This is a genomic window from Sporomusaceae bacterium ACPt (assembly GCA_041428575.1).
GTDB lineage: Bacteria > Bacillota > Negativicutes > Sporomusales > Sporomusaceae > Sporomusa_D > Sporomusa_D carbonis.
This window is the reverse complement of sequence record CP155570.1, coordinates 912,615-939,136: the sequence shown is the minus strand read 5'-3', so window position 1 is coordinate 939,136 and position 26,522 is coordinate 912,615. Positions and strand designations below refer to the sequence as shown.

30 protein-coding genes are annotated in these 26,522 nt (G+C 44.2%); 8 read left to right on the top strand and 22 right to left on the bottom strand.

What is annotated here, in order from left to right; translation table 11 throughout:
* Positions 1-202: 202 nt before the first annotated feature.
* On the bottom strand, positions 203-1,378 hold the full coding sequence (locus tag SCACP_RS04640) for an MFS transporter (protein WP_425060230.1): 1,176 nt from the start codon (positions 1,376-1,378) through the stop codon (positions 203-205).
* Between the two features lie 520 nt (positions 1,379-1,898).
* Positions 1,899-2,453, bottom strand: coding sequence for a helix-turn-helix domain-containing protein (locus SCACP_RS04635; protein WP_425060229.1), 555 nt, complete (start codon positions 2,451-2,453; stop codon positions 1,899-1,901).
* Between the two features lie 169 nt (positions 2,454-2,622).
* Here SCACP_RS04635 and SCACP_RS04630 point away from each other — a divergent pair, with 169 nt between their 5' ends.
* Positions 2,623-3,324 carry an AzlC family ABC transporter permease gene (locus SCACP_RS04630; RefSeq protein ID WP_425060228.1) on the top strand — a complete coding sequence of 234 codons (702 nt, stop codon included), beginning with the start codon at positions 2,623-2,625 and terminating at the stop codon, positions 3,322-3,324.
* A gap of 26 nt (positions 3,325-3,350) precedes the next feature.
* Positions 3,351-3,620 carry an AzlD domain-containing protein gene (locus SCACP_RS04625; RefSeq protein WP_425061326.1) on the top strand — a complete coding sequence of 90 codons (270 nt, stop codon included), beginning with the start codon at positions 3,351-3,353 and terminating at the stop codon, positions 3,618-3,620.
* On the opposite strand, the gene SCACP_RS04620 is transcribed toward SCACP_RS04625, so the two are convergent.
* The 11 genes from SCACP_RS04620 to SCACP_RS04570 form a co-directional block, all read right to left on the bottom strand.
* A complete protein-coding gene (locus SCACP_RS04620) occupies positions 3,549-4,418 on the bottom strand; it encodes a polysaccharide deacetylase family protein (protein WP_425060227.1) in 870 nt (289 codons plus the stop codon). The two genes, SCACP_RS04625 and SCACP_RS04620, sit on opposite strands and share 72 nt — an antisense overlap.
* A 349-nt stretch (positions 4,419-4,767) precedes the next feature.
* On the bottom strand, positions 4,768-5,646 hold the full coding sequence (locus tag SCACP_RS04615; protein WP_425060226.1) for a flavodoxin family protein: 879 nt from the start codon (positions 5,644-5,646) through the stop codon (positions 4,768-4,770).
* Positions 5,647-5,696: 50 nt separating this feature from the next.
* A complete protein-coding gene (locus SCACP_RS04610) occupies positions 5,697-5,891 on the bottom strand; it encodes a hypothetical protein (RefSeq protein WP_425060225.1) in 195 nt (64 codons plus the stop codon).
* Complete coding sequence (locus tag SCACP_RS04605) at positions 5,884-7,023, bottom strand: HD-GYP domain-containing protein (protein WP_425060224.1); 1,140 nt, start codon at positions 7,021-7,023, stop codon at positions 5,884-5,886. The genes SCACP_RS04610 and SCACP_RS04605 overlap by 8 nt, the downstream gene beginning before the upstream one ends.
* 214 nt (positions 7,024-7,237) lie before the next feature.
* Positions 7,238-7,429 carry a DUF1858 domain-containing protein gene (locus SCACP_RS04600; protein WP_425060223.1) on the bottom strand — a complete coding sequence of 64 codons (192 nt, stop codon included), beginning with the start codon at positions 7,427-7,429 and terminating at the stop codon, positions 7,238-7,240.
* 241 nt (positions 7,430-7,670) lie between these two features.
* Positions 7,671-7,910 carry a hypothetical protein gene (locus tag SCACP_RS04595; RefSeq protein ID WP_425060222.1) on the bottom strand — a complete coding sequence of 80 codons (240 nt, stop codon included), beginning with the start codon at positions 7,908-7,910 and terminating at the stop codon, positions 7,671-7,673.
* Between the two features lie 75 nt (positions 7,911-7,985).
* The gene (locus SCACP_RS04590; RefSeq protein WP_425060221.1) at positions 7,986-8,762 is read right to left on the bottom strand and encodes an IclR family transcriptional regulator; all 777 of its coding nucleotides are present in this window, start codon (positions 8,760-8,762) and stop codon (positions 7,986-7,988) included.
* A 124-nt stretch (positions 8,763-8,886) separates the two neighbouring features.
* Positions 8,887-9,273, bottom strand: a complete 387-nt coding sequence (locus SCACP_RS04585; RefSeq protein WP_425060220.1) for a tetrahydrofolate dehydrogenase/cyclohydrolase catalytic domain-containing protein — start codon at positions 9,271-9,273, stop codon at positions 8,887-8,889.
* Positions 9,274-9,548: 275 nt separating this feature from the next.
* Complete coding sequence (gene panB / locus SCACP_RS04580) at positions 9,549-10,403, bottom strand: 3-methyl-2-oxobutanoate hydroxymethyltransferase (protein WP_425060219.1); 855 nt, start codon at positions 10,401-10,403, stop codon at positions 9,549-9,551.
* 471 nt (positions 10,404-10,874) lie between these two features.
* Positions 10,875-11,570: an HAD family hydrolase gene (locus tag SCACP_RS04575; protein WP_425060218.1), complete on the bottom strand. Its 696-nt coding sequence runs from the start codon at positions 11,568-11,570 to the stop codon at positions 10,875-10,877.
* A 162-nt stretch (positions 11,571-11,732) separates the two neighbouring features.
* Positions 11,733-11,891 (bottom strand): hypothetical protein, encoded by a 159-nt coding sequence (locus tag SCACP_RS04570; RefSeq protein ID WP_425060217.1) that lies wholly within the window; start codon positions 11,889-11,891, stop codon positions 11,733-11,735.
* On the opposite strand from SCACP_RS04570, the gene SCACP_RS04565 reads away from it, so the two are divergent.
* Both SCACP_RS04565 and SCACP_RS04560 read left to right on the top strand, forming a co-directional pair.
* Positions 11,891-12,001 (top strand): sigma 54-interacting transcriptional regulator, encoded by a 111-nt coding sequence (locus SCACP_RS04565; protein WP_425061325.1) that lies wholly within the window; start codon positions 11,891-11,893, stop codon positions 11,999-12,001. The genes SCACP_RS04570 and SCACP_RS04565 overlap by 1 nt on opposite strands.
* Before the next feature lie 65 nt (positions 12,002-12,066).
* Positions 12,067-12,345 carry a helix-turn-helix domain-containing protein gene (locus SCACP_RS04560; RefSeq protein ID WP_425061324.1) on the top strand — a complete coding sequence of 93 codons (279 nt, stop codon included), beginning with the start codon at positions 12,067-12,069 and terminating at the stop codon, positions 12,343-12,345.
* A gap of 129 nt (positions 12,346-12,474) precedes the next feature.
* Here SCACP_RS04560 and SCACP_RS04555 read toward each other — a convergent pair whose 3' ends face one another.
* From SCACP_RS04555 to SCACP_RS04530, 6 genes are all read right to left on the bottom strand, one after another.
* Positions 12,475-13,029: a cysteine hydrolase family protein gene (locus SCACP_RS04555; RefSeq protein WP_425060216.1), complete on the bottom strand. Its 555-nt coding sequence runs from the start codon at positions 13,027-13,029 to the stop codon at positions 12,475-12,477.
* A gap of 86 nt (positions 13,030-13,115) precedes the next feature.
* Positions 13,116-14,177 carry a hypothetical protein gene (locus SCACP_RS04550; protein ID WP_425060215.1) on the bottom strand — a complete coding sequence of 354 codons (1,062 nt, stop codon included), beginning with the start codon at positions 14,175-14,177 and terminating at the stop codon, positions 13,116-13,118.
* 508 nt (positions 14,178-14,685) lie between these two features.
* Positions 14,686-15,447 carry a 3D domain-containing protein gene (locus SCACP_RS04545; protein WP_425060214.1) on the bottom strand — a complete coding sequence of 254 codons (762 nt, stop codon included), beginning with the start codon at positions 15,445-15,447 and terminating at the stop codon, positions 14,686-14,688.
* Positions 15,448-15,576: 129 nt separating this feature from the next.
* Positions 15,577-17,958 (bottom strand): trans-4-hydroxy-L-proline dehydratase, encoded by a 2,382-nt coding sequence (gene hypD, locus SCACP_RS04540; RefSeq protein ID WP_425060213.1) that lies wholly within the window; start codon positions 17,956-17,958, stop codon positions 15,577-15,579.
* A 5-nt stretch (positions 17,959-17,963) separates the two neighbouring features.
* Positions 17,964-18,866, bottom strand: coding sequence for a glycyl-radical enzyme activating protein (locus SCACP_RS04535; RefSeq protein WP_425060212.1), 903 nt, complete (start codon positions 18,864-18,866; stop codon positions 17,964-17,966).
* A 348-nt stretch (positions 18,867-19,214) separates the two neighbouring features.
* Entirely contained in the window at positions 19,215-20,723 is a 1,509-nt protein-coding gene (locus tag SCACP_RS04530) for a sigma-54 interaction domain-containing protein (protein WP_425060211.1), read from the bottom strand.
* A 126-nt stretch (positions 20,724-20,849) separates the two neighbouring features.
* Between SCACP_RS04530 and SCACP_RS04525 the strand changes: the two genes are divergently transcribed.
* Positions 20,850-22,061: an MFS transporter gene (locus SCACP_RS04525; protein ID WP_425060210.1), complete on the top strand. Its 1,212-nt coding sequence runs from the start codon at positions 20,850-20,852 to the stop codon at positions 22,059-22,061.
* Positions 22,062-22,707: 646 nt separating this feature from the next.
* Positions 22,708-23,121 carry a CBS domain-containing protein gene (locus tag SCACP_RS04520; protein ID WP_425060209.1) on the top strand — a complete coding sequence of 138 codons (414 nt, stop codon included), beginning with the start codon at positions 22,708-22,710 and terminating at the stop codon, positions 23,119-23,121.
* A gap of 60 nt (positions 23,122-23,181) precedes the next feature.
* Here SCACP_RS04520 and SCACP_RS04515 read toward each other — a convergent pair whose 3' ends face one another.
* Both SCACP_RS04515 and SCACP_RS04510 read right to left on the bottom strand, forming a co-directional pair.
* A complete protein-coding gene (locus SCACP_RS04515; RefSeq protein ID WP_425060208.1) occupies positions 23,182-24,945 on the bottom strand; it encodes an ABC transporter ATP-binding protein/permease in 1,764 nt (587 codons plus the stop codon).
* A 160-nt stretch (positions 24,946-25,105) separates the two neighbouring features.
* Positions 25,106-25,327, bottom strand: coding sequence for a hypothetical protein (locus SCACP_RS04510; protein WP_425060207.1), 222 nt, complete (start codon positions 25,325-25,327; stop codon positions 25,106-25,108).
* A gap of 54 nt (positions 25,328-25,381) precedes the next feature.
* On the opposite strand from SCACP_RS04510, the gene SCACP_RS04505 reads away from it, so the two are divergent.
* A complete protein-coding gene (locus tag SCACP_RS04505; RefSeq protein WP_425060206.1) occupies positions 25,382-26,026 on the top strand; it encodes a DUF3786 domain-containing protein in 645 nt (214 codons plus the stop codon).
* Positions 26,013-26,192: a hypothetical protein gene (locus tag SCACP_RS04500; RefSeq protein WP_425061476.1), complete on the top strand. Its 180-nt coding sequence runs from the start codon at positions 26,013-26,015 to the stop codon at positions 26,190-26,192. Before SCACP_RS04505 ends, SCACP_RS04500 begins: the two co-directional genes overlap by 14 nt.
* On the opposite strand, the gene SCACP_RS04495 is transcribed toward SCACP_RS04500, so the two are convergent.
* The gene (locus SCACP_RS04495; protein ID WP_425061323.1) at positions 26,131-26,304 is read right to left on the bottom strand and encodes a hypothetical protein; all 174 of its coding nucleotides are present in this window, start codon (positions 26,302-26,304) and stop codon (positions 26,131-26,133) included. The two genes, SCACP_RS04500 and SCACP_RS04495, sit on opposite strands and share 62 nt — an antisense overlap.
* Positions 26,305-26,522 lie beyond the last annotated feature (218 nt).

The following is a 26,522-nucleotide window of genomic DNA, read 5'->3' as shown; positions in this document are numbered from 1 at the left end:
AAACCGGGTTAATTGCTCCAGAGGCGTCCTGCCGTCCGTATAGCGGCGCCGTGGAAACGTGCCAAATTCATCGTATTACCTCCAATCTCTTTCGGTAAACAAAAGCATAATGCATTAAACCGGAATCTTTGTTAATACAACACACATCATTTCCGCCCCCTTTCAATCTTAACCATCAAAACTTTTAAAATAAACGCTGATGTTAGGCCGTACACTTCCCCATCTTACTATCATCCCATAGAGCTTTATAGAAATAATATCCTGAAAGCAGGATTATGATAGTTGCTCCTGCAAATAGCACCGAAAAGCCCATTGTTTCAGCCACGACTCCCAGCACGGAAGACCCAAGCGCATTGCCTACATCACCGGCAGCGGCGATTACACTTAGTGCTGAACCTTTATTAGCCGGACTTACTTTGTCAACAACATAGGCAGCCAAAGTAGGATATATTGTACCAAATCCAAAGCCGACCAGTGCACCGGCCAGAATAAAAGTGAATGTTGAGGGGTAAACCGCAAGCAGGCCGGTACTCACTGCATTGATTACACTTGCATAAACAGCCGTCCGTTCCGGGTTCCACATCTTGTTGATTTGGTGTACCATCGCCCGGGCACAAACCACAGCCCCGCTGAAGGCAATAAAAAATACCGAATAAGCGGTAATGTTACGACTAAGAGCTAAGAGCGGCACAAATGTAAAAGCTGTACCCAGGGCGAAATTAGACCCGAACAGGCAAACCGACGGTGCAATTACTTCTTTTGCCTTCCAGACCTCCCTGAAGGGAATCCTCGTATCCTCGCTACAATGAAGTACTTCCTTACTTCTTATCCACATAAGACCGGTTGCTATGCTGATACTAGCCAATCCCAGAAAAATCAGGCTAAAAAATCCATAGCCGGCGAAAATCACCGGCCCGATACTTGTAGCTATTCCCATGCCAATCATTGTACATAAGGAAAAGTATGCAATTGCCGCGGAAGTATTTTCCGGATTTTCCACACTACTGGCAAAAGTGATCGAGCCTGTTCCGTAGAAAGCCATGGCGATTCCTTGATAAAACCGTATCAACAGATACTGCCAGAAGCCGGATGCCCAAAAATAGGCCGCCAAACCGGCGGCAGTCAGCATCTGGCCAAAAAGTGTAATTGTCCTGCTTCCCTTGATGTCTACGCTCATTCCCGTCCACGGCCGCAATACCAAAGCCCCTAGTGAGATAATACCCATAATCATACCGATTTGTGATTCACTCATACCCTGCATTTTAAAATAAACAGGCAGGACAGGAGATAGCAGATTTGTACTAAATACATTCAATAGCTGAACAACAGCAATAATTTGAAATTGTTGGTTACTTAATAACCGCAGTAACATTGACATGACAACACCTTCGTTTTTTACCGGTTGAAACAATCTATATGAAATCCAATAAAGATTTTTTTCTAGGCGTGTTGTTAGTAACGCTCCACCGCTGGCGCTTGACTTACGCTTATGCTAACAACACGCCTGTAAATCTTTATTGGATACTATATATATAAAAATTAGTCAAGCAAAATCCCAACCCTGTCATTATCTTATTATAGGATATACCAGATGGGAACAATCTTCAAGCAGTTTCAATTATCAATCCTAGACCGGTTAACTGTATAGAAATTGTAAAATCACTGTTGGCATATTGGTCGATTTGCTCTTTATCCCAGCACCTGGCTCCCTGGGCTGGAGCAATAATGAATTGATTGATCCCCAAGGCCACCAGTTCTTCAAAGGTCTAGGCTCTTTATTACATAATATGTCACTATAATTAAACGGGTGCATAAGCTAACCGAACAAAAGCAAGCGCCCATGCTGACTTTTCATTCATCAGCATGGGCGTAACCATTCTTGATCCTAAATACAAATTTTATAGCGGATAATAAATAACCATAATTAATTGGGTCAGTCCACTACCGGAGTTATGATAGGCATGGGGCCTGTCTGCCCGGAACGTGATAGAATCACCTTTATTTACTCTATATTCTTTGTTATTTGTAAGAACAGTTAATTGACCGTCAACAACGGTAATAAATTCCTGAGTGTTCTCTCCATGGGTATCCCGACTATAATAGCCACCTTTTTCGATTTCTACTATGTACATCTCAAAGCGCCGGCCATCTTCATACGGGAAGACTGGATAAACTGTATATTTGCCGTTATCTTCCAGCAACGGTTCAACATCTGACTTATGCACAATAATTGCGTCGACTTGGGGGGAATTAATTAAGGATGTAAAAGAGACTTTCAACCCAGTGGCAATTCTCCAGATGGTATTAATTGTCGGGTTGGATTCACCCCGCTCAATCTGCCCGAGCATAGATTTACTGACTCCTGTCATATCGGCAACTTTTTCAAGGCTTAATTTCTTATCTTCGCGAATCCGTTTTAAATTGCCGGCAATTATTAAATTTAAGTCTTTCAATAAATCCCCCCCTACTTGTAACTATAACAGGTGTGTTATATAATAGCTTAAAGACGTTATAATGGACGTTTCGTGCATTAATAACGCACAATCCGTTATAGTGTATTTATCATTATTATAGCATAGTGAAAAAAACTTTAATATTCCAAGGGATAGAGGGGGACTTGAAATGAAACAAGAGTCCGGTATTAAAGCAGGGTTCATCACGGGAATACCTATCGTTATTGGTTATTTTCCGGTAGCCATGGCCTTTGGCCTGCTTGCTAAAACAGTTAATATCTCACTATTGGACACTTGTCTGTTTTCCTTAATTGTGTTTGCGGGGGCGAGTCAGTTTATGGCTTTAGATCTTATTAAAGCAGGAATCGCCACCGGAGATATAGTGCTCGCAACATTTCTTCTTAATTTACGGCATTTGATGATGAGCGCCTCGCTTGCGGTACGCTTCAAAAAAATAAATAAGGGCTGGCTGCCGTTTATTGCCTTTGGTATTACTGATGAAAGCTTTTCTGTCGCCTCTTTAAAAAGCGGTAAACTAAGTGTCCCCTTTTTGCTTGCATTGCAAGGCATCGCTTATTGTGCCTGGGTAAGCGGAACTTTCGCAGGCTATCTTGTGGGTACGGCGCTGCCCGCAGCTGTTCAAAACAGCCTAGGAATAGGTCTGTACGCCATGTTTACCGCAATATTGGTTCCTGAGATAAAAAAGTCTTCCAACGTTCTATGCTTAGCGGTTATATCCGGAATGATCTATGCAACCAGCGACTATTTCCAACTTCTCCCGGCAGGTTGGAGCCTTATAGTATCAATTATCGCTGCATCAGTAGCCGGTCTCTTTGTGCTAAAGGACGAAATCGAGGAGGGACAGGTGTGAAAAGTTATTTACCGTTAATCATTGGCATGATGCTTGTTACCTATTTGCCAAGGCTACTTCCCTGGATTGTTTTAACCGAGCGTCCGTTGCATCCGTTATTAAGACGCTTTCTCCTCTACATACCTTACACTGCTCTTGGCGCGTTAATTGTACGTGGGGCAATGGAGGCACCATCAGGAATGGCTCTGGCAACACTTGTAGGAATAGGAGTGTCGGCGGCTTGCTCATGGGTTAAGGGAGGATTGGTGTTGTCCGTATCGGCCTCTATCATTGCTGTCTTCTTGATGCTGTCTTAACGTTTCCATGATCTCAGGCAAATAATCCAGCAGCTTGGTTTTTGGCTGATTTTTATTCAGTTTGGCAAATAACGTGTCAAAGTCGGTAGTGTTGAAGACGGGAATTCGCCTTAGTAAGAAGATATTGTCCCGGCCAGGTTTGTTCAGACCGCTTAAAGTTGTAAAAGCCCCTTGATAGCCGCTTGCTTCCACTGCTTCCCAGACTGATAAATTGTAAAAACCGTAGGGGTAGGAAAAGAACACAGCTTCCCGGCCGGTTATCTGTTCAAGCTGGCGTTTGTTATCATAGATTTCGTCTTTTAGTTCCGTTCCGGTCAATTGGGTCAGATCACGGTGAGTCATGGAATGTCCGCCGATACTGAACCCGGCTTGGGCTATTTCCCGTATTTGCTTGGCCGAAAGCCGCCGGTTACGGTCAACATTAATTCCCACCACACAAAAGACGCCCTTAAACCCATATTTCTGCAAAATCGGCAATGCATAGGCGTAATTGTCGTCATAGCCGTCGTCAAAAGTGAACATAATCGGTTTTTCCGGCAAAGATACCATTTCCCCTTTCATATAGGCAATCAATTGCTCCGGCGAAATGGTCTCGAAACCGGCCTGATGAAAAAGCGACATTTGCCGGTCAAATTCATCGGCGGTAATTGTCAGCCGGGGTAGTCCGCCGTCGTCATAGCCGACATGATGGTACAGCAATACAGGAATGCCAGCTTCAAAACCAGCGTTGGCGACAAGTCCCGAAAGCAGCGTCAGTACAGATAAAACTAACCCTATCACCTTTTTTTTAAGTGTCATAACAATTCACCTGTTCGAATGGAATAAGAATGCGCCGTTGTTCTCCTTTTGAAAAACAACGGCGCTCCCCATTATGCTTTTGTTATATAAAACACGTATCCATAGTAATCAGCATATTGCCGGTAAAGATTAATCCCTTTTTGGCTGCTTTCAATCAAAGGAGCTTACTATTCAGTATAGCAACATTTTGAAAAAATATACTGGTCACCCCCGGAGCCTGCATTTAGCATCATAGTATCTTTTTACAAAATCCAACTATGCTTAAACATATATATGTGGATAATGCAGGTCAGAATGTTCGCCTGCATACAAAAACCGCACCTAAAAGGGGGCGAATAATTCAGTCAATCTATGTACCTTTTTCTTCGAGTCCTTTACGGCAGGAACCGGTTGGGTAAACCCACCAATCATAATCATTGTAGGGTTTGCAAAGTTGCGCCAGTTCTTTTCTCTTGGCGATATAACGCTCTTTATAAGATCCGAGTAACCGTCCGTGTTCAATCATTCCTTCAGGGGAGAACCGTGGTGGTTCCGGATAAGTATAGCGAATAATAAATTGACCGGATACAAATTGAAGCTGTCCTGTTGTCCCGCACATCACACAACGGACATGACCGGATTCCGAAATTTGCAGTAGACTACTGCCACACTCCCCGCAGGTTAATCTCCCGGATGACGACTTATCCCCACCGGTGGGATCTATTAGACGTTTTGCCAACTCCTGAGCCGCTGTTTTGATATCTTCCGCTAAAGCTTCTCCTGGAATGGCGGCATTTACCAGCAAATCACCCACCACGTCCAAATGGAGGAAGCGGGCAAAATTATTTACCGCCTCACGGGCATAGCCTTCCCAACCGCCAATACCATAAGTAACAACGGTAACGCACTTTTTCCCACTAAACTTGCGACTGTCACCCATTACAGAGATCAGGCGGTCACCGATAATCTTGATGCTGGTATGGGACCCCAGAAAATAACAAGGGGATGCAATTATCAGCGCATCAGCAGCCCGGATACGGTCAATTAAGAAATCCAGATCATCCTTAATGACGCATTTTTTTTCGGCCGGTAGGCAAGCATAACAAGCCTTGCACTGCTTGATATCTAAGTCAGTCAGACGAATCATTTGTTTCTCGATATCTGCAGGCAGTGATGCAAGCATCTCTTTTACCAGCAGTTCAGAATTGCCAGCCCTGCGCGGTGAGGCAACCAGGCCAAGTACTTTCAACAGTATGCCCTCCTGATTCATTCATCTTTGATCTACTTCTTAGTATACACTCACCTTGCACGCTTCTCAACTAATGCTTCTAGTGCTCTTACATTGTCGCCAACTAAAACAGGTATATTTCGCATTATTTCTTCAATACTCCAGTCCCACCATTTGATTTTCAGTAAAAGCGCTATTGTTTCTTCAATTGGTTCTGCAAAGTAATCCCCCTTTAGAGTTTTGAATGCTGCGTCCCTGTCATACATGCTGCCCTTTTGTATGATAAATATGTGCACGGTCAACATAGGCTTGTGTATAACCAGAATATAATTCTTCAAAATCGACGATGAAAAGTTCCGGATTTTTCATCAGATCAAGTTCGACAAGTTGATTGATGTGGTTACCATCTTGGCTGGATATAATGCGGACTATGGGGGTAGTTTTGTTATGTATGCCAACGCCAAGAATCAGGCCGCTTTGCCGGTTATTAAGCCGTACTATTTTACCCATGGGGTAGATGGCAACATTCTGGTTAAACTTATCTACGATCGCCGGATTAAAATACTCTCCTGCGGCTTTGTTCAAAATAGCGACTGCATAATATACAGGTGTAGGCAGGCGATACGGCACCCCCGCGATCAATCGGTCATAGACATCGGCGATACCAATAATTTGAGCATACTCGGAAATGGCATCCCCCTTAAGGCCCATGGGGTATCCGCTGCCGTTCCAGCGTTCGTGATGTTGAAAGCAAGCGTTAACTACATTGACCGATAAGTTATGGTTTTCCCGCAGGATCTCCAAAGAGTAAAATGAATGCCGCCGGTATTCTTCTCTTTCATTCCGTGTTAAATAGTTGGGAAACTGCAGCGCCAAGTGCCTTGAAAATTTAATTTTTCCGACGTCATGAAGCAAAGCTGCCAGGCCCAGTTCGTCTAACTGATTGGAATCATATCCCATAGAAAGCCCGGTCATAACTGATAAAATACAGGTATTGATGGCATGAGAAAACATATAATCTTCTTTACGGCGTATATCCAGAAGGTGAATCATATTTTCCGGGTTCTGACCAAGTTTGTTGATTAAGTCACTGACAAGGTGTTTTACCCTACTGAGGTTTATTCCTTTACCGACACGAAAATGATTAACTACCTCCCGGGCTGCGTCCACGGCTTCCTGCCTATATTTTGGGTCATAGAAATCTTCTCTAGCCTCAATCGCATCTTCGGTCTTTGGTTCTCCGACAAACAGAGATGTAATACCTATATTGCGAAGATACCGAATGTATCTTTCTTTCATTTCTATGCCCTCATGAAGTAAAACCGTGCCATCGGCTGCAATGAGTGGCCTTGACAAATACATGCCTGGCTGTATTTCGTCTAAAGTTATTCTGTTCATAGAACCCCCCTCCCGAATAAGTATGTTGACCACCAGCTCTACTATATATATCGAATATAGAGCAACAATACTTAAAGCAACAGGAAGGAAGCATAGCGGTGCTAGAGAGAAAAAGGGGCTGTGCCGAAACGAAAGTTTCAACACGGCCCCTTTTTATTACCGGCATCCACTACCGCCTGTTCAAAAAATGCAGGCGACTTATCAAAGGAATTAGTTACATAATTTTATTTAAGTCGTCAATCAGCGCATCCACATCAATACCGTGGGCCAGAGCGCCCTGCTCAATATTCTCAAATTGAGCGGCAGCACAACCAATACAACCCATACCGTGTTTAAAAAATACTTCTACTGTCTGGGGGTATTTTTGTACCACTTCAACAATACTCATGTTTTTTGTAATAACCATAAATGACATTCTCCTTTTGTTCAATATTATATTTCAGAAAATATTTTCTTTGATACAATGTTAAACAATAGAGCATTATTTTGCAAGTACGCACTTATTTGTGCTATAGTATCTATTTATATACCGCTTGATGGATAAGTCCCTTTCCAGCAGTATTTGATTGATTCTCTCATGCACAGAAAGTAAAAAGTGCCGTGTAGAAACACGGCTTCGCCTGATGCATAATTACAGCATATACCCATTACATAATTATCTTTACCAATACCAGGCCAACAATAACACTTACACTTGTAGTGACCAATCCCGGAATCATGTAGCTGTGATTTAATACATACTTGCCAATTCTGGTTGTTCCAGTACGGTCAAATGCTACTCCGGCAATAAGTACACCTGTACTCGGGATAAGAAAATACCCGCAAACCGCAGGAAAAGCAGCAATTAACATACTAGCGGGAATTCCCAGTGCAATTCCTAAAGGCATTACGGCCCCTACAGTCGCAACCTGACAGTGTGTCACTGCCGATGCGGCAATTATTATTTACCAACCTAATCTGCTCTACCCTTTATACCCCATCTGCTTCGATATATTTACAGTGGCTTCTTTTAAATAAGGTATAAGCTTGTTTACCGTTTCGTAAGTCATTCGGACAGTCGGCCCAGATATACTGATTGCCGCAATAACTTTTCCCATATGATCAAATATCGGGGCAGCGACACACCTAAGTCCTTGAAGGAATTCCTCGTCGTCAAAAGAATACCCTTGTTCTTTTACCTGCTGCAGGTGCGCATACAGTTCGGAAACATTGGTTATTGACTTATTGGTAAATTGGGGCAGCCTGCTGTCTGATTGATTTGCCGCCAATACCTTTTTAAACTCGTGCTCGGGGAGATAAGCGAGAATAACCTTACCCAAAGCTGTACAGAAGGCAGGAAGTCGCCGGCCGACCTCCAACCCCATACGGAGAGGTTCTGAACTCTCAATCCGCTCAATGTATATGACATCACATTTATCGATTACCGCCAGATTGACTGTCTCACCTGATAAACTGGCCAGTTTTTCAAGATATGACCCGGCTTCTTTTCTAACACCTAATTTATTGACCATCATGTTGCCGACTTCAAACAATTTGAGGCTCAACCGGTATTTACCGGAAGCAGTTTGTTGAACAAAGCCCTTGTCCTTGAGTGTTGCCAGTAAACGGTGTACTGTACTCTTCCCTAATCCGATCTCTTTGCTAATCTCGGTTATACCGAGTTCAAACTCCTGGCCGAGTAATTCTAATATTACCAGCGCCCGTTCTACCGATTGAATTTTTTCAGACGTGTTTTCCATTGCCGTTTCCCCTCTATCTGCGAATTGTTGTCAGAGGAATAAATCTTACCGGATATATTATGTTTGACTTTGCATGGTTTGGACTTCGCTAGATAATAGGAAAAATCCTGCTATTATTTAGCTCTCATTCACCGGCAGCAACTTTTTCCACATTTACCGGGCTCATACATTCAATTATTTTTAGCGGATTGGCTATCTTTTTAATAACATTACTGTCCATTTGGGCGGGAACCGGTCCGAGGAATACGATGCCGCAAATATCATAATCCTTCTTTACCTTGGTAATCAGCCAAATAAAGTCTTCTACGATGATCGTCCCTTCTACCACAAAACTTTTTACCCGAATCCCAATTGAACGACAATTATTGACAATACTTTCCTGCATACAGATATCCCCGGGGCGCTGTCCTACCCGGATGATACCTATGGTACGTCCTATACCCCATCTCATTTCTTCTTGAATTTTTTTTAAGGCCTCAACCATAGGTTTAGCCTGGAGAACTACACTCATTAGCTATCTCCTCTGCAATAATATTTTCTGCTTTATTGAAGATGTTTGCAAAATGTCCGGAGATTTTCGCCGTATCAGAACATTGGCTTAGTACTTGTTGAACTGTCAAAACAGACTGGGTATTTTCCCCTGTGTTGTCCAGTATCCACTACTGTCTCGAATATGTGCATTATTGCACTTTGTCGCCATAGTATTATCGGGCCATCGCTTTAATGCAATGGCCCGATTCAGAAAAAGAAAGCATCCGTCTATATAGATATATTGAGCAACAACGGTTATTCTTCTTCTAATGCTGCTAAAAACTCTTTTACCGATTCTTCCGGCATCTTATAGGAATGCTCAGCGTCAACAGGGAATTGTCCTTGTCTTACTTCATCCGCGTACTGTTTAAAGGCATTTACCATAATTTCACCGACATTTGCATACTTTTTAACAAACTTGGGGGTAAAGTTGTCATAGAATCCTACCATATCTGCATAAATCAATAATTGACCATGAGTGTAGGACCCGCCGCCGATACCTAAAACAGGAATTCCCGCCCGCTCGGTAATAGCTTTGCCGACTACAGGAGGAACACCCTCCACAAGAATACTGAAGGCACCGGCTTCTTCGACAATCTTAGCTTGTTTAACAAGTTTTAAGGCACTGCTGCAGCTGCGTCCTTGGGCTTTGTAACCACCAATTTGCCCCATGAACTGAGGAGTTAAGCCAATATGTCCCATTACCAAAATACCGGCTTGCTGGATGGCATTAATCCGGCTCGCAATCATTGGGCCGGCACCTTCAAGTTTAATAGCGTCAACGCCGGCCTCTTTTACCATACGGCCTGCATTGGCAACAGCCTGCTCGTCAGATGACTGATAAGACATGTACGGCATATCGCCAACAATAAAGGTGTTGGGAGCGCCCCGGCGTACAGCCTGACAATGACGCACCATATCATCCATGGTTACAGGGAACGTGGTGTCATACCCTAAGCTTACCATCCCCAGCGAATCGCCTACCAGGATCATATCGACACCGGCTTTTTCCTGCATTTTGGCAGTGAGGTAGTCATACGCCGTTAAGTATACAATCTTCTCGCCCTTGGCCACCATTTGTGCAAAATCATTAATTGTTTTCTTTGCCATAGTAACACTCCTATTTAAAATATATTTTGTTCCGTATTACGGAACAATGATTCCGCTATCAAGGTATACCTTTGGATTCCGAGAACCTAATTTTCCTGGGAATTCACTCTGTTATACAGAATACGCATACCTATGCAATTTAATAAATTATCCCCTCCTGACCGGCTTCATAAATGACTAAGGTATAACTACATATACTTTTACGAAAAGAGAGAAGATATTGTTCCGAATTATGGAACGTCAGTTCCGATTATATTATAATACTTCTACATACATCACAAAAACCCTTCTCGGAATTTTCCTTTTTAGCCATAAATGTGATATTTTTTCGGCAAAACAGTTTCAATTCAGCCTTTAGGTCATTTTTCATGGTTGACTGCGCGGCTGGAACGCAGCATCAGGCTATATATAAAAGCTACTACCCCCCGTTAGTCCGAAGTTTGGCTGACAGGTAGTAGCTCCCGCGTACCTCTATATAGAAGATAACTTAGCCAGGAAAGTCTCCGGCGTTGGAAGAGTTTCAACAGCCCACCACGGCGAACAATTCTGTAATTGGTCTAAAGAATAGGCTCCGGTAGCGACACCCAGGGTATATGCGCCAATCGCCTTACCGCACTCAATATCATGGGGAGTATCCCCAATTACATAAACATTATGCTGCGCCGGATCACCCCAATGTCCACGGATGATATCCAATGCCCTCCGTGCTATCTCCACTCTGTGCTCAGACTGTTCGGAGAAAGCACTGCAAGCAAAATCAAAATACTGTTCCAACTCGAAGTGTCTTAATTTCACGTGCGCCCCTTGTTTACTGTTACCGGTCAATAACAGCAGCTTGTAGTCGTCTTGCTCACACAGCCGGGACAAAATATTTCGAACCCGGGGTAAAACAAAACCTTCTCTGGCAGCCAGTTGCTCAGGAAGAATCGACTCGTAACGACGGCACAGGGTAGCAATTTCGTCCTGGCTTGCTTCCCGCTCAAGTACTGTTTGGATCACCTGCCTGCCGATATAGTTGTCTGTCATCCCGGCGGTAGCGATATCGGCAAAATCCACTGATTTGCCCCAGAGTTCTTCTGTTGCCTGACGAAAAGCATATAATCCTGCTTTGGAAGTTCTGATCAGTGTCCCATCTATATCCCAAAAAAGTATATTCAACATCATCATCCTTTTGTTTAAATTATGTTAACACCATCAACAATCAGTAAATCCTATACTTTTCCTGGCCCGGGGAAGTCTTCACAGACCGGGGCAAATTTTATAATTCATATGTCTTCGCCATCTATTTGCTCAACTCCTTGTGGCAAATAGCTTTTTTCTTATTTCCCTTTAAGCGGCGCACAGGCTACCTTCCGGTTCAACGATGTTATTGGCCAAAGTCCGGCAATCCTTAAGACCGTCCAATTGGCAATGCAAGCCGCAGGCGGTATGTCTAACGTACTCATAGAGGGGAAAGCGGTACAGGGAAAGAAGTTTTTGCCCAGGCAATCCACAATCACAGTGCACGGCGTAAGGGTTCCTTCGTGGCCGTAAACTGTGGAGCCATCCCAAGAGAACTGATAGGAAGTGAACTGTTCGGGTATACGGAAGGAGCGTAATGTCGTTGCTCAAACAATATCACTGGCCCGAGAACGTTCGCAAATTACAGAATATTGTGGAAAGAATGATTAGCATGGCTGACAGCAATACAATTCATTTAGAATATTTACCTGAAGATATTGTCCATCATAAAGACCGGGCGGTTGCTCCGTCCCAGTCAAAGACAACTCAAGATCCTTGTGAACGGGTTAAAATAAAACAAAACCTAAGTGATAAAGAACGACAATATATCATTGACTTTTTGATTAAGGCAAGGGACAATATTAGCCTTGTCGCTAAAGAAATGGGAATTGCCCGCAGTACCATTTACCGGAAAATGCGGCAATATAACATATATTATTAACTCATCTTTCCAGCGGTCTGTATAATATTTCCCGTCAAGTCAGGCCTGAGCCTTAGGGGAACAGGGCTCAGGCTCTATTTTAGCACCAAAGCGCAAGCGACTTCAGCATCACTTTGAGTTCCGTTAACATTATTTTTTTGGCCGGCTCTGATTTAATACTTCGGCCCCCAAGGTTGCCTGGAAATGACCAACAGCCCAGCGGTGCCCTTCAGGGTTAAAGCTTGCCACGGCATCCTCGTGAACGGCGAGGCTATATCCCCGGTTATACCCGTCGATAGCCGTATGCAGCACACATATGTCTGTACAAACACCGGCAAGATGAATTTCCCGGATTCCCCGTGCACGCAGTTGCAAATCTAAATCTGTTCCGCAGAAAGCGCTGTACCTCACTTTATCCATCCAATAAATGTCTTTCTCATAATTCTTATATGTGTCGTTTAGTTTTCCGTACAAATTCCTTCCCGTTGTACCTCGTACATTATGTACTGGAAACAGTTTGGATTCGGGGTGAAAAGGGTCATTTTCGTCGTGAGCGTCAACAGCCATAACAACCCAATCTCCATTCTGAATAAATTGTTCCGTTAACTCCGCAATACGGTCTTCAATCTGAATAGCCGGCTGTCCAACCGGCAGTTTTCCGACCACAAAATCATAGGTAAAATCGATAACAATCAAAGCTTTCATTTGTCATCCTCCATTTATCATCAGCAAATAATTTATTTTATAACTTTTACCATATAAATACAAAAGTCCTGCAACATTTCACGAAGTTACTGTGGCAAAGCGATAATTTTTACCGGCAAGTTCGAGCCTCCCGGCGGGCTAAACGTAAATGATAGCGGGTCACCGCTGTCATAAGTACCTAAGAAGGCAAAGTCATTTTTTTTATTATCTCCGAAATATATTCTGCCACGCGGTATTGCAAGCGGACTCCAGCTTACCTCAGGATGGTTTATCCCGATGGCACCGGCATAATACCCACCCATTGGTACAAGATAGTAAGCGATTCTACCGCCTTTTTGCGAAGGAAGCAAAATTTGATAGACAACACCATAATTTCCATAATCAACAACTTCCGTTCCATCGGTAGCGTCAATGCCTTTCACATAAGAATCAACGTTATTGTCAGCCAGCGTTATTCCTACAGCCCCGTCCGAAGCCGGATCATAAACCTTTAGTGGGGAAATTTGCCTGTTTGCCCCTTCAAACGTGCCTCGCAAATGCCACTGATCGGCCGGCAGCACCTTTAATGTCTTGGAAAACTGCACACTATCCTCAATTACAGGTAGCATCATGACTGTAACAGTTATCGGGCGATCAACCGTAAAATCATAAATTCCGTGAATCAGCATATTCGGCATAATGGCTGCTTCGCTGATACTTGCCGACAGTGGCATTACTCCACCCGGAGGAACATTTATCTGATACGCCCGTTTTTCGGCAAGGTATGATGTCAGTGTTTCTTTTCCTACCTCCATCCAAGCGTACCCCGGACCACCCAAACCCGATTGACTGACAGTGACATGAGCTGTTTTATCTCCCTTGTTTTCCAAATGCACAGCTACCTTTTTAACGTCATTTGATGCGTTGACATGGTAAAAAAAGAGCCGCGCGTTCCCTTCCACCTTATCTTGATACAAAATACCATCATTTTGTACCATCTCGGGACTATCAGAAAGCAACAGCTTACCGCCAACTGAACTATTCTTCACTTCCCATTCCGGAAGATTGTCTATATCCAGCCCAAGTGGCCCAAAGGCGGCGGCAATGGATTGACTCCCTAGGCTGCCTATCAGCATCATAATCAAGACGAACATCGTTACATGTTTCATTTTGTCCTCCCACTAACTATTAGCTACAAAAAATTACCCACGCCCTACTCGTAAAAAATAAACAAATCCCCTAACGACGCGACTAACATCGTAGGGGAGAATAAATTTCGGCATCACACCCTAATTGACTTGAAAAAACATTCTGCGTCACTTGAATTACTAACCCGTCTATCTTACCTTTAACACTAGCTTAGATACAATCATATCCCGTGCAAAAACACCGAGACCGTCTTTCCCTTTTATCTCTTAGCAACACTATATATTCTAAAGTTCTGCTAAAATATAAAATATCCTGCGATAATTTGTATTTTTAAGTCGGATAATTTGCTCTTCATTCCGATAATTTCCAATCATGATCATGCCCTGACCAAATTGCTTGCCTAAATTTGAACTCTTCCGCAGAGCGAAAAGTATTCACTTACGCAATAAACTAAAATCCTGCAAGCCCTTTGGTTAAGGACTGCAGGATTTTTACCATTGGCAATGCCGGATAAAAATACCGGATTTTTTACGCGTTCTTGCCTAAAACATATACTTTCACGTTCTTGATACCGAAATCATAAGCTTGGTCTACCGAGCGCATGGCAATATCAATACGGTTTCCTTTAATGGCGCCACCGGTATCCTCTGCTGTTGCATAGTGGCCGGTGCCGTCAGGATACTGGATATACACGCGCGACCCTAACGGAATTACGTTGGGGTCTACAGCAATAACGCCAGGACGGACTTTTGAACCGATAAAGGTTTTGTCGCCCCATTGGTCGTTGTCATGGGGACCAGGTGCATAAGCAGTGGCTTTAACATTTAATACCTGCTGATATTCAGTGGGAGCTTTGGCTGCAGTTGGCGAGGCCTGGACAGTTTTGGCGGCCTGCTTCTGCGGTGCAGCCGTATCTTTGGGTACCGGGGTCCGGGCTTGCTGGTCACGCTCATTCTGGGCCTTAGCTTGAGCTCGGGCGGCGGCTTTGGCTTGGGCTTCGGCTTGTGCTTGAGCTTTGGCCTTGGCTTGGGCTTTAGCCAGCTTTTTCAGGGGAATCCTGCTTTCTGATTGAAAATTAAAGTTGCCTTTTGGGGTTTTTACTACATGCTCAATAGCACTACCAGGCTGAGCGGTACCATCGGGAATGGCTGAAGCGTGAGCTGTGGCAGGCACTCCAGGCAATAATGCCGAGGACACAAATGCTGCACCGGCAACTGCGGCAGCAGCTGCCATACGTTTGAGTCTCCGTTTCATTGATTTATTGTATTTGCGGTGCTGCCTGTGATTCAATTACGACTCGCCCTCCTTCCCAAAACTATTAATTATAGTTTCTACCAAATGTTTTTTTTAATCCTAAGCAGTTTAACATGCATTTCGGTTGTGACACTATTGGGTACAATTGGAAAAGAGATCAAGCCGCTAGAAATTTTTATGTTCTGTTCGTTCGATGATTTCATCCTGTAATGCTTTGGTAAGATTATTGAAGTAATCACTGTAACCGGCAACTCTTACAATAAGATTATTATATTTTTCAGGATTCTTTTGGGCATCTCTTAGCGTATCGGCATCCACAATATTGAACTGAATATGGTGCCCATCCATCTTGAAGTAGGCCCGAATTAAGTCTTTTAATTTTACCAGACCTCCTTCTCCTTGTACGACTTGGGGTGTGAATTTTTGGTTAAGCAATGCCCCGCCTGTTCTCAGCTGATCCATTTTTGCCGCAGATTTGATCACTGCTGTAGGACCGTTTCTATCTGCTCCTTGTACAGGAGAAATGCCTTCGGAGAGCGGACGTCCGGCTTTCCTGCCATCCGGCGTGGCCCCAATGACTGAACCGAAGTATACGTGGCAGGTGGTTGGCAGCATTTCAATTCGATAGGTCCCGCCAGTCGGGGTTTTTCTTCCGTTTACAACTTCATGGAAAATTTCGAACACCTTGAGCATAATACTATCGGCATAATCATCGTCATTGCCGTATTTGGGCGTTTTATTCAAAAATAACTGGCGCACCTTTTCACGGCCTTCGAAATCAGCCTTTAATATCTCTAATAATTCCCCCATTGAGAATTTCTTTTTATCATAAACATGATATTCAATAGCTGACAGACAATCGGTAATACTGCCGATACCAACGCCTTGAATATATCTGGAGTTGTAGCGGGCACCTCCCGCATTATAATCCTTACCCTTTTCAATACAGTCATCAACAACGATAGACATGAACGGAGCAGGCATATATTTCGCATACAGCATCTCAATGATGTTGTTGCCGCGAATCTTGATGTCAACAAAATGCTCAACTTGTTTCTTAAATGCTGCCAGCAGCTCATCAAGCGAAGCAAATTGGGTTGGATCTCCTGTTTCAATCCCTAGCTTTTTGCCGGTTCTGGGGTCAATACCATTGTGTAGTGTAATTTCTAATATTTTTACAAGATTAAAATACCCTGTTAAGATATAGGCTTCTTTACCAAAGCAGCCTACCTCTACGCAACCGCTGGTACCGCCGCAGCGTGCATCCTCAAGACTTTTTCCCTGACGGAGCAGCTCTTCCAGTACTGCGTCGGTATTAAATACCGAGGGAAAACCCATTCCCTCCCTGATTACTTCGGCAGCCCTGATGACAAATTGATCCGGGTTCTTTCTGCTGATTTGTACATTGGTGCTCGGTTGCAGGATTCTCATTTCCTTAACAATATCCAGCAGCAAATAGGACAATTCGTTTACGCCGTTAGTGCCATCAGGTTTGATTCCGCCAATATTGATGTTGCAAAAATCTGTATATGTGGCGCTTTCCTGAAGGGTAATACCTACCTTGGGCGGGGCAGGCTGGTTGTTGAATTTCACCCAGAAGCATTCCAACAACTCTTTCGCAGCATCACGCGTCAGAGTCCCTGCTTGAATTTCCCGTTCATAGAATGGATAAAGATGAATGTCAAGCTTGCCTGGACAGAAAGAATCCCAGGTATTTAATTCCGTGATTACACCCAGGTGGACAAACCAGTATGTCTGTAAAGCTTCTCTGAAAGTTCTTGGCGCATAGGCCGGCACATGACGGCAAACAGCGGCAATTTCTTCCAATTCTTTCTTTCTTACAGGGTCCGGCTCCTTACTGGCCAGAGCGCTCGCCGCTTCAGCATGTCTTTGCGCGTAGGTAATAATCGCATCACAGCAAATTGCCATAGCTCTTAGTTCTTCTTGCTTTTCATAAGCCTGACAATCATGTTGGTAATCCAGTTCTTGAAGCTTTTTCTCAATATCTTTTTTGAAATCAAGGAAGCCTTTCCGGTAAATTTTTCCGTCAGCAACCGTATGACCCGGTGCTCGTTGTTCCATGAACTCGGTATAAATGCCGGCTTCATAGCAGTCCTTCCAGGCTGGTGTCATTTGATCAAAAATCAGGTCGCGGATGGCTTTACCTTGCCAGAAAGGTATAATTTCTTCTCTTTGAATTCGCTTGGTCTCCTCATCGACTCTAAAAAAGATTTTCTCACGCTTATCGATAACCTCAAAATCGCCGACGGTATGGCAGCATAGTTCCGGATACGTGGGCGCCTCCTGCGGTCCAGTCCCCCGTTCTCCGACAATGAGCTCACCTTCATTGATGCAAATAGTTTTATTTTCCATCAGATATTTAAAGGTTAATGCTCTCAACACCGGAATAGAAACCTTACCCGCATATTTTTTATAGGCTTCTGTCACCAGCCTGGCCCGTTCAATGGATAACCGGGGAATGGTGTTAACACTTTGCTCTCTTAATTTGGCCACCCTGTTACTTAAATTCATTCCCTGTACTGTCATTTGTATCAGCCTCCAATGTTAACATTTAGGCCAAAAGCCCTGAGTTTTTGTGAAATTTCATTCACCTGTTTATCAGCAAGCGGCTGTACATCGGGTAATTGATACGCTTTGCCCAGCCTCGTATATTTATCAATAGCCATATTATGATAGGGCAATAAATAAACATCTCTCAGATTCAACGACGCTACAAATGCCCCTGTTTTTGCTATATTGGCGTCATCGTCATTTATTCGCGGTATAACGGGTATACGAATCCAGATTTTATTGTTATTTGCTGCAAGCTTTTTTACATTTTCTAATATGAGTTTATTGGATACGCCCGTGTATTTTTTGTGCTGCTCTTCATCCATATGTTTAATATCATATAAAAACAAATCTACTTTATCTGCTATCCTGGCAATGGATTCCCAAGGTGCATGACCGCAAGTATCTAAAACAGTATGAATCCCTTTCAATTTGCATGCGCCAAGAAGACCATCAAGAAATTCCAGCTGCGTCAAAGATTCTCCGCCGGAAAGTGTAGCCCCGCCACCAGATTCTTCATAAAAAATCCGGTCCTTTTCTATTTCTTTCATAACATCTTCTACCGTCATTCTCTGTCCTACCTTCTCCATCGCTCCGGTAGGACAGGTCTCTATGCAGTTTTCACATAAACCGCATTGGGCCTCATTTCTTATAAACCCTTCATCAGAAGCTGTTATTGCCGCATTGGGACAACTTTTCTCACAATCTCCGCAGCCGATACATTTATTTTTCCAAAATACTATTTCAGTTTTTGACTCTAAGCTTTCCGGATTATGACACCACCAACAGCGTAATGGACATCCTTTTAAAAAAATTGTGGTTCGTATTCCCGGACCGTCATGTATGGAATATTTTTGAATGTTAAATACTGTCCCTGCAATCAAAAAAATCACCGCCAATAACTTCGGTTTTATGAAAAATACATAAATTGAGGCTGCATACCCACTTTACTACGCAATAATCGTGCCAAATATTGTTTTCTATATGAAATCCAATAAAGTTTTTTTCTAGGCGTGTTGTTAGTAACGCTCCACCGCCGGCGCTTGACTTACGCTTATACTAACAACACGCCTGTAAATCTTTATTGGATACTATATAGCGTAAAATACGGTTTTTATCTGGCACTGTCCTGCTTATTAAGTCTTTGTCTACTGATTGAATTTCCACAAATTTAAAAATGTCTCTAAAATGGGACAATGTCGGTAATGACATCGTCCCCTTTTAGAGACATATCAGCCACGATGTAATATAATTTCCCAATCAATATTGTATTTTTTTATTTTATTATGTAATGTCTGCCGGGGAATTTTTAGCATCCTCGCAGCTTTTGCGCCATTTCCATTAGCCTGCTTTAAAGCCTTTTGAATTAATTTCTTCTCATATTCATTTAAATTTTCCACCAACGAAGAAATCACTATATCTTCTGTAGCCTCTTGCTGTTTGCTTCTAGCTGTTTCTGTAGAGCTGACTATATGATTGGGTAAATCATCCACATCAATGACATTACCCTCAATGAAATTCATGACGCTTTCTATAGCATATTTTAACTCCCGGACATTGCCGGGCCAATGGTAAGAATGCAATATATTTAAAGCCGCAGGAGAAATTTTTTCCACCTTTTTATTGACTTTATCATTATACATGTCAATAAAGAAATTCGTTAGCAGCGAAATATCCTCTTTTCTGTCTCGCAAAGCCGGAATATTTAACGGAATGACATTTAAACGATAGTATAAGTCCTTGCGCAAAATATTTTTCTCCACGAGTTGTGAGGGGGGCTCATTGGTACTGGCGATAATTCTTACATCGACAATAATTGTATTGGTTCCCCCAACCCGGCGAATCATGCCGTCTTGAAGAACACGCAGCAATTTCCCCTGAAGCTCCATATCCATGGAATTAATTTCATCTAAAAAAAGCGTTCCTCCGTCAGCAAGCTCAAAAAGCCCCGGTTTATCTTTCGCACCTGTAAAACTCCCTGCCGTTGTGCCAAACAATATGCTATCCAAGAGTGTATTTGGCAATGCAGCGCAGTTTTGGGCGATAAAGGGCTTGTTTCTCCGTGCCTTGCCGGCATTATGAATGGCCTGAATCAAAAGTTCTTTTCCCGTTCCAGTTTCACCATAAACCAGTACGGGTGAGTCACTATCGGCTATTTTTTGAGCCCGCTTTTTTAATTCTTTTATTACCGGACTTTCCCCAATAATATCATCAAAGGTATATCTGACTCCATTTCCCTGGTATGATTTCACGTTACGCGTTTTCTTAAATAATTCCGATTGAAGGTTTAGGACTTTCTCTGATAATTCTTTAACCTGGGTTAAATCCCGGTAAATTTCAAGAGCACCGATAATTTCCCCGTGCTTTATCAAGGGTATCGTTGATGTCAGAGTAGAAACTTTTATTCCTTGAAAATTCATATAGGTCTGAACATAATCGATGATAGGCTGTTTCGTTCTCAATACTTGGTAAAATGTACTGGTTTCAGGTGTTAAATCGGGAAAAATGTCTAAAATATTTTTTCCAATAGCCCGGTCTGGAGTGATACCGGCTATATTGGTTGCCGGCTCATTATAAAAAGTAACATTTGCATTTTTATCCACCACTAAAATTCCTTCGTCCAGATGCTTGAGTATAGATTCCAAAAGGAATTTATAGTCCACTGTATTCACCTCGATTTGGGTATGGGGAACTTCGCCCCGCGTGTTGGATTGCCGTTTCGGATCTTGCGTTTTTTTCATTATACATCGAAGTTGGGAAGTATGTAATCAAAATCGTGCTATAATTTATCAATATTATTCATGAACTTTGCTGTGCACCTCATTATAATTGATATTACTGCAGTTATTAATAATAGGAGAACAATTATGAGCAAACAAAAACAGACCTTTCTTAGCAAATCATTAATTTTAGTAGCCCTTAGCCACGCAATTACCGATTTAAGCCAAGGAGCTTTACCCATCCTTTTACCATTTCTCAAAAACGCTTTTACTCTCTCATACTCCCAAATAGGGTTTATCGTAATGGCCCAGAATGTAACCTCATCAGTGATTCAGCCGGTTTTCGGCTATATAACCGATCGCCTTTCACTGCCCTGGCTGGTTCCTGCCGGACTTCTGCTGTCCGGGTTGGGCATGGCGGTCACCGGCTTGGCTACTTCTTACTCAAGCTTACTGATGATTGTCGTTATTACCGGCTTGGGAATCGCCGCTTTTCATCCTCAAGGCGCTAAAATGATTCACAACGCCAGCCATATTCATAACCGGGGCCAAAGCATGGCCGTATTTTCACTTGGCGGCAATTTGGGGCAGGCTTGTGGTTCGGTGTTTATGGTGGCGCTGCTAAGTTTACCCGGGTCGACAAACAACACTCTCTATTTCTGCCTGCCGGCCTTTCTCCTTGCCGCGCTGCTCTGGTTAAACATGCCGGCGTTATCACCGAAACTTCCGCGGCAACACTCGTCCAATATGAAAAAAAGTAAAGCCAATACGCCCATACCATTGGCTATGATAAGCCTCCTCTTGTTTTACATTTTTTTCCGCAGCAGTATTGCTGCCGGCTTAACTACCTATATTCCCCTCTATTTTGCAGATTATCTTGGCGGCAGCCACGCCTATGCCAGTTACCTGGTATCAGGGTATCTGCTGAGCGGCGTGGTGGGAACCTATGTCGGCGGCGTACTCGGCGATAAATTCGGACGTAAAACCATCATTTTAGGGTCGATGCTCCTCACGCTTCCCTTGTTAATCCTCTTACCCCATGCTAGCGGCTATTGGACGTTGCCGCTGGTAGTAGCCATTGGCTTTGTTTACATTGCGTCTTTTTCATCCACCACTGTGCTGGCCCAGGAAATGATGCCCGGCTATGAAGCACTGGGGGCAAGCCTTACCATCGGTTTCAGCATCGGCCTGGGCGGACTGGCGGTTACACTGCTGGGCTACATTGCCGACCACTTTGGTATCCCCAGTGTTTTCTCCGTTATTTCCGTTATACCGATTGCCGCCGCCATCCTCGCCTTTTTCTTGCCCGGCCGGCTCTTTAAACCTGACAACATAGCAGTAAGCAAGCAAGCCGGCTGATAGTCGGCTTGCAAGGCGCAAAATAACCGCTCCCTCCTTAAGGTACGCGGTTATTTTCGGAGGTAAAGACAGTTTTGCGATTGGTCGTATCCATAACTCAATGTGACTATATAAGGCTCATTATCTTGGCAAAGCGATAAAACTACAAATTTGCCTTTTTTGAGAATTTCATTAATTTCTTTACAGGTCTTTAGTTGTCTGTCGTGCCTCCGCATATGATATGCCATAGTAAATTCCTCCGAAAGTGTATAGGTGCTTTTATTTCAAACAATCATGCGACATACAATTTTATTCTATATGAAATCCAATAAAGATTTTTTCTAGGCGTGTTGTTAGTAACGCTCCACCGCTGGCGCTTGACTTACGCTTATACTAACAACACGCCTGTACATCTTTATTGGATACTATATACATCATTTGTTTGCCGAAGAAAAATAAGTATAACATTATTTGCGACCAGCGCCTAAAAATTAAGACTCTGGTCTAACCATTTCTGGTTAGACAACCTACACAAGTTTCCTTTAGTTCTTCTTACCAAAGGGAAACTGGATGCATTTGTTGAATATATATAATTAAACGGTTAGAAGAAAACTTGGCAACTCCCTTGGCTGATTATCATTTAGAAAGATACTGGAGGAGAATTGTCATGAATATTACTTTTTTCCTGCTCCCCAAAAATGAAGTCGTTTATTTGCCTCTGAATTCTACCATGCGGCAAGCGCTTGAAAAAATGGAATACCACCGTTATACGGCCGTTCCGGTCATTAATGAACAGGGTAAATACGCCGGAACAATTACTGAAGGGGATTTACTGTGGAAAATGAAGAATACACCGGGGTTAACCTTTGCCGGCACTGAGCGGATCATGATCAAAGACATTCCCTGGCGAATGACCAACACGCCGGTGCGAATTAATGCGGAAATGGAGGATCTGCTTTCTCTGGCCATCGTTCAAAACTTTGTCCCGGTGGTGGATGATAGTGATATCTTTATCGGAATCATTCGCCGAAGGGAAATTATCGAATATTATGCCAAGTTAGCACCGGTAAATAACCGGTAGTGAATAAAAATTATAATAAAAAGCCGTCCTGCCGGGCGGCTTTTTCCGTTCATTATTAGTTTACCAATTAGGAAGGGAGCGCCGTCCGGCCCCCTGGCAGGCGGCGGCCCGGGTCCTCAGATCCCAGCCGCCGCTGCCGTCCAACGACAACCGGCTCTGATGATAGTCAATGAGCGTACTCCGGTGACCCACACTCACAATTGCCGTCTTAGTCAGCATTTTGACTGCCAGCTGATATACTGTCTGTTCGGTGGCTTCGTCCAACGCCGAAGTGGCCTCATCAAGAAACAGCCAATCAGGCTGCTGCAACAACGCCCGGGCGAAGGCAATGCGTTGCTGCTCGCCCAATGACAGCGCCTGCCCCCAGTCCAGCCATTCATCCAGCTTGCCTGTCAAATGCTTCAGCCGGCAAGCAATCAAAACGTCCCTTAAATCAGCATCACTGACCGGCCGGGACAATCCCGGATACAGCAGCACCTCGCGCAGGGTATCAATCGGCATATACGATTTCTGGGGTACAAACATCAGCCGGGCGTCCCGGGGAATCCGGATGCGGCCGTTAACATAAGGCCATATTCCCGCCAGTGTTCTAAGCAGCGTACTTTTGCCGCAGCCGGACGGACCGGTCACCAGCAGACTCTGGCCGGGAGGAAGTTTGAGTGTTAAGTCCTTGACCAGCATTTGACCGTCAGGCTGAAAAATATTGAGGGCTTCTGCGAAAAAAACGCCCTGCTGCTGCCGGCAGACAACTTCTTTTTGTGATACACTCTCAATCTGCACTGTTTCCAGGAAAGTGAGAAAATTGTTCAGCCGGTTGACAACCGCCCGCCACTGGGCCAGACGGGTGAAACTGTCGATGATGAACGAAAACCCGATTTGCACATGATTGTAGGCGTCAATAATCTGAAACATCTGGCCGAACTGGATTTGACCGCGAAAATAGCGCGGCGACGCCACCAAAGCCGCAAAGAGGACGGCAACCTGCGAATAGCCGGTTGTCAGCCACATCAGCCGCTTGCGGACATCAATAATTTTCAGGAAATTAGCCAGAATCTGGTTGAAGTGCCTGAGACAATTTCTTTTCTCATTATTTTCGCCGTTATATAAGGCAATGCTTTCGGCATGTTCCCGCACCCGGACCAGACTAAAGCGAAAATCAGCCTCATACCGCTGCTGGTCATAGTCCAGCCGGACCAGCGGCCGCCCGACCTTGAGCGTCCAGTAGGTGCCCACGGCGGCATACGCTAAAGCCAGCCAGACCAAATATCCGTATACCGGTATCTCCCAACCGCCGACCGGCAGATAAAATACGCCGGATAAATCCCATAAAATCAACACAAACGAAAAAACCGTGACCACATCCTGAAAAAAGTCCACCGACAGCCGGAGTGTCAGCACCACAAACAGTTCAAGATCCTCGCTGATCCGCTGATCCGGATTGTCGGCAGCGCTTCCGGCCATTAACTGCAGGCGGTAGTACGATTTTTTATGCAACCATGACGTCAGATACCGTTCTGTCAACCAGCGCCGCCAGCGCATATGCAGGAGCATCCGTGCATAAATCTGATACCCCTTGACAACAATGAGCAATACAGCTAACAAGGCGTAACGTTTGATCACGTCAATAAAACTGCCATAATTAAAATTTTGAATTGCGTCGTAAAATGCTCCCTGCCATACATTAAGCTGTACCGTAACATATACCAGCGCCAGATTCAAAACAATTACACTGCCAAGGAGCAGCCAGGCTGTTCCTTTTTCCTCGGAAAACCAGTAGGCTCTGGCAATTTTCCAGGCGCTGCGCAGCACGACACCCCTTCTCATTTTCACCACCTCTCTATGTTATATTTCACATAGAGCAAAAGCAGTACCAAATGATCGGCAAAAAGTAAGGTGCAATAATGCTTGCCGGGACATCAATCTGCCGGAACAGTAAAAAAGATACCTGTCAAATCCAATTCGTCCCGGCTGCCTGCATGTATGACTAACGCTTACGCGCCCGGATAATTTGTGCCGCCAGTTCCTGCAGATCAATATGATTTACCTTTTGGATATATTCTTTCCATTCCGTTTTAATAGCCGCCGCTACCGCACAGGTTGAACCGACTTCCGGTTTGCTGCCGTGAGACACAAGCGCTGATTCACAGGCTGCCCCCACTTTCAAAAGCATTTCCACATTTTTTAACTGGCCCTTTCCATTTGCCAAACTGTAGTGTTTAATAAAGGTAGCAGCAGCACACGACTACAAGGAGGGATTGATTTGGAAACTAATTACCGCATTGCTTATAACAAGGGGTGGGACGATCTTAAACAAAAGGCCCCCGAAGACATTGCCAGTACGATGGATGTAACCTATCTGAGCGACAACCGGCAGTTCATTGTGCCTTTTTTAAATGAGAACTATATTGTTGACTGCAATAAGCAAAGCATCCATAAAGAAGCGGACGGCACTGTTCCCGGAATCGGAGCATCCATACTGATCCTCCACTACCTCACGTTTTTTCAAACCAGGGCCGAGCCGGTCAATAAATGGGTAAGTCTAAAAGAAATACCCAACGGTGGTATGCTGTTTTATCCGGCCTTCCACAAAGAATCCATCACCGGTCTGATTAAAACCTTCGGCCACCAACCGGCGCACCTTCTGGAATGCGCCCAACGGATAGGCGGCCGGCCGGCACGCTTCGGCGACGCTTCGGCGGTCTTTACGGTGTTCCCCAAAATCCCGCTCTGTGTAGTCATCTGGGAAGGTGACGAAGAAATCGCCGCCAACGCCACCGTCCTGTTTGACCCGTCCGTTGAGCACTTCTTACATATTGAGAGTATTATCGGCCTCGGGGGTTATATCGCGAACAAGCTGATTAAGCTGGCCGCACCGGAAGTCCGGCGGGGTCATGATATTTGGTAAAGCTACCGACCCGGCCCACACTGTCGCTCCTGGCCGTATCCTGAATGATCGCCCAATAGAACGGGGTGAACAATACGCGAAAAATATGCCGAAAGACATCAATGTCACTGCCGCCGTGGTGGTGGATACCTGGCCGCACATACCGATAGCAGCGGCGGCTCCGTAATATAATCCCAGTCTTCTTCGGTATAATCCAGAGCCAGCTTGCGCATATTAACCCCCGCGCAGTTGACCAGGACGCTGATCTGGGCATGCTGCTCAACCACAGTCTGCACCATTCGTTTCACTTCACCGACCTAACCGACATCAGCGGCAATGAAACTGGTACTATACCCTTCCTGCCTGAGTTTATCCGCATAGTTTCGGCATTTCTCCGCGCGGTTTCGTGGGTTTTTTAGAGTTACCCTTCAGGAGGGCAACAAGAGTCACCAGACTATTTTCAGTCAGAATACTATCCCAAAATATAGTTTACACGCCATTCGAGATGGGTAATACT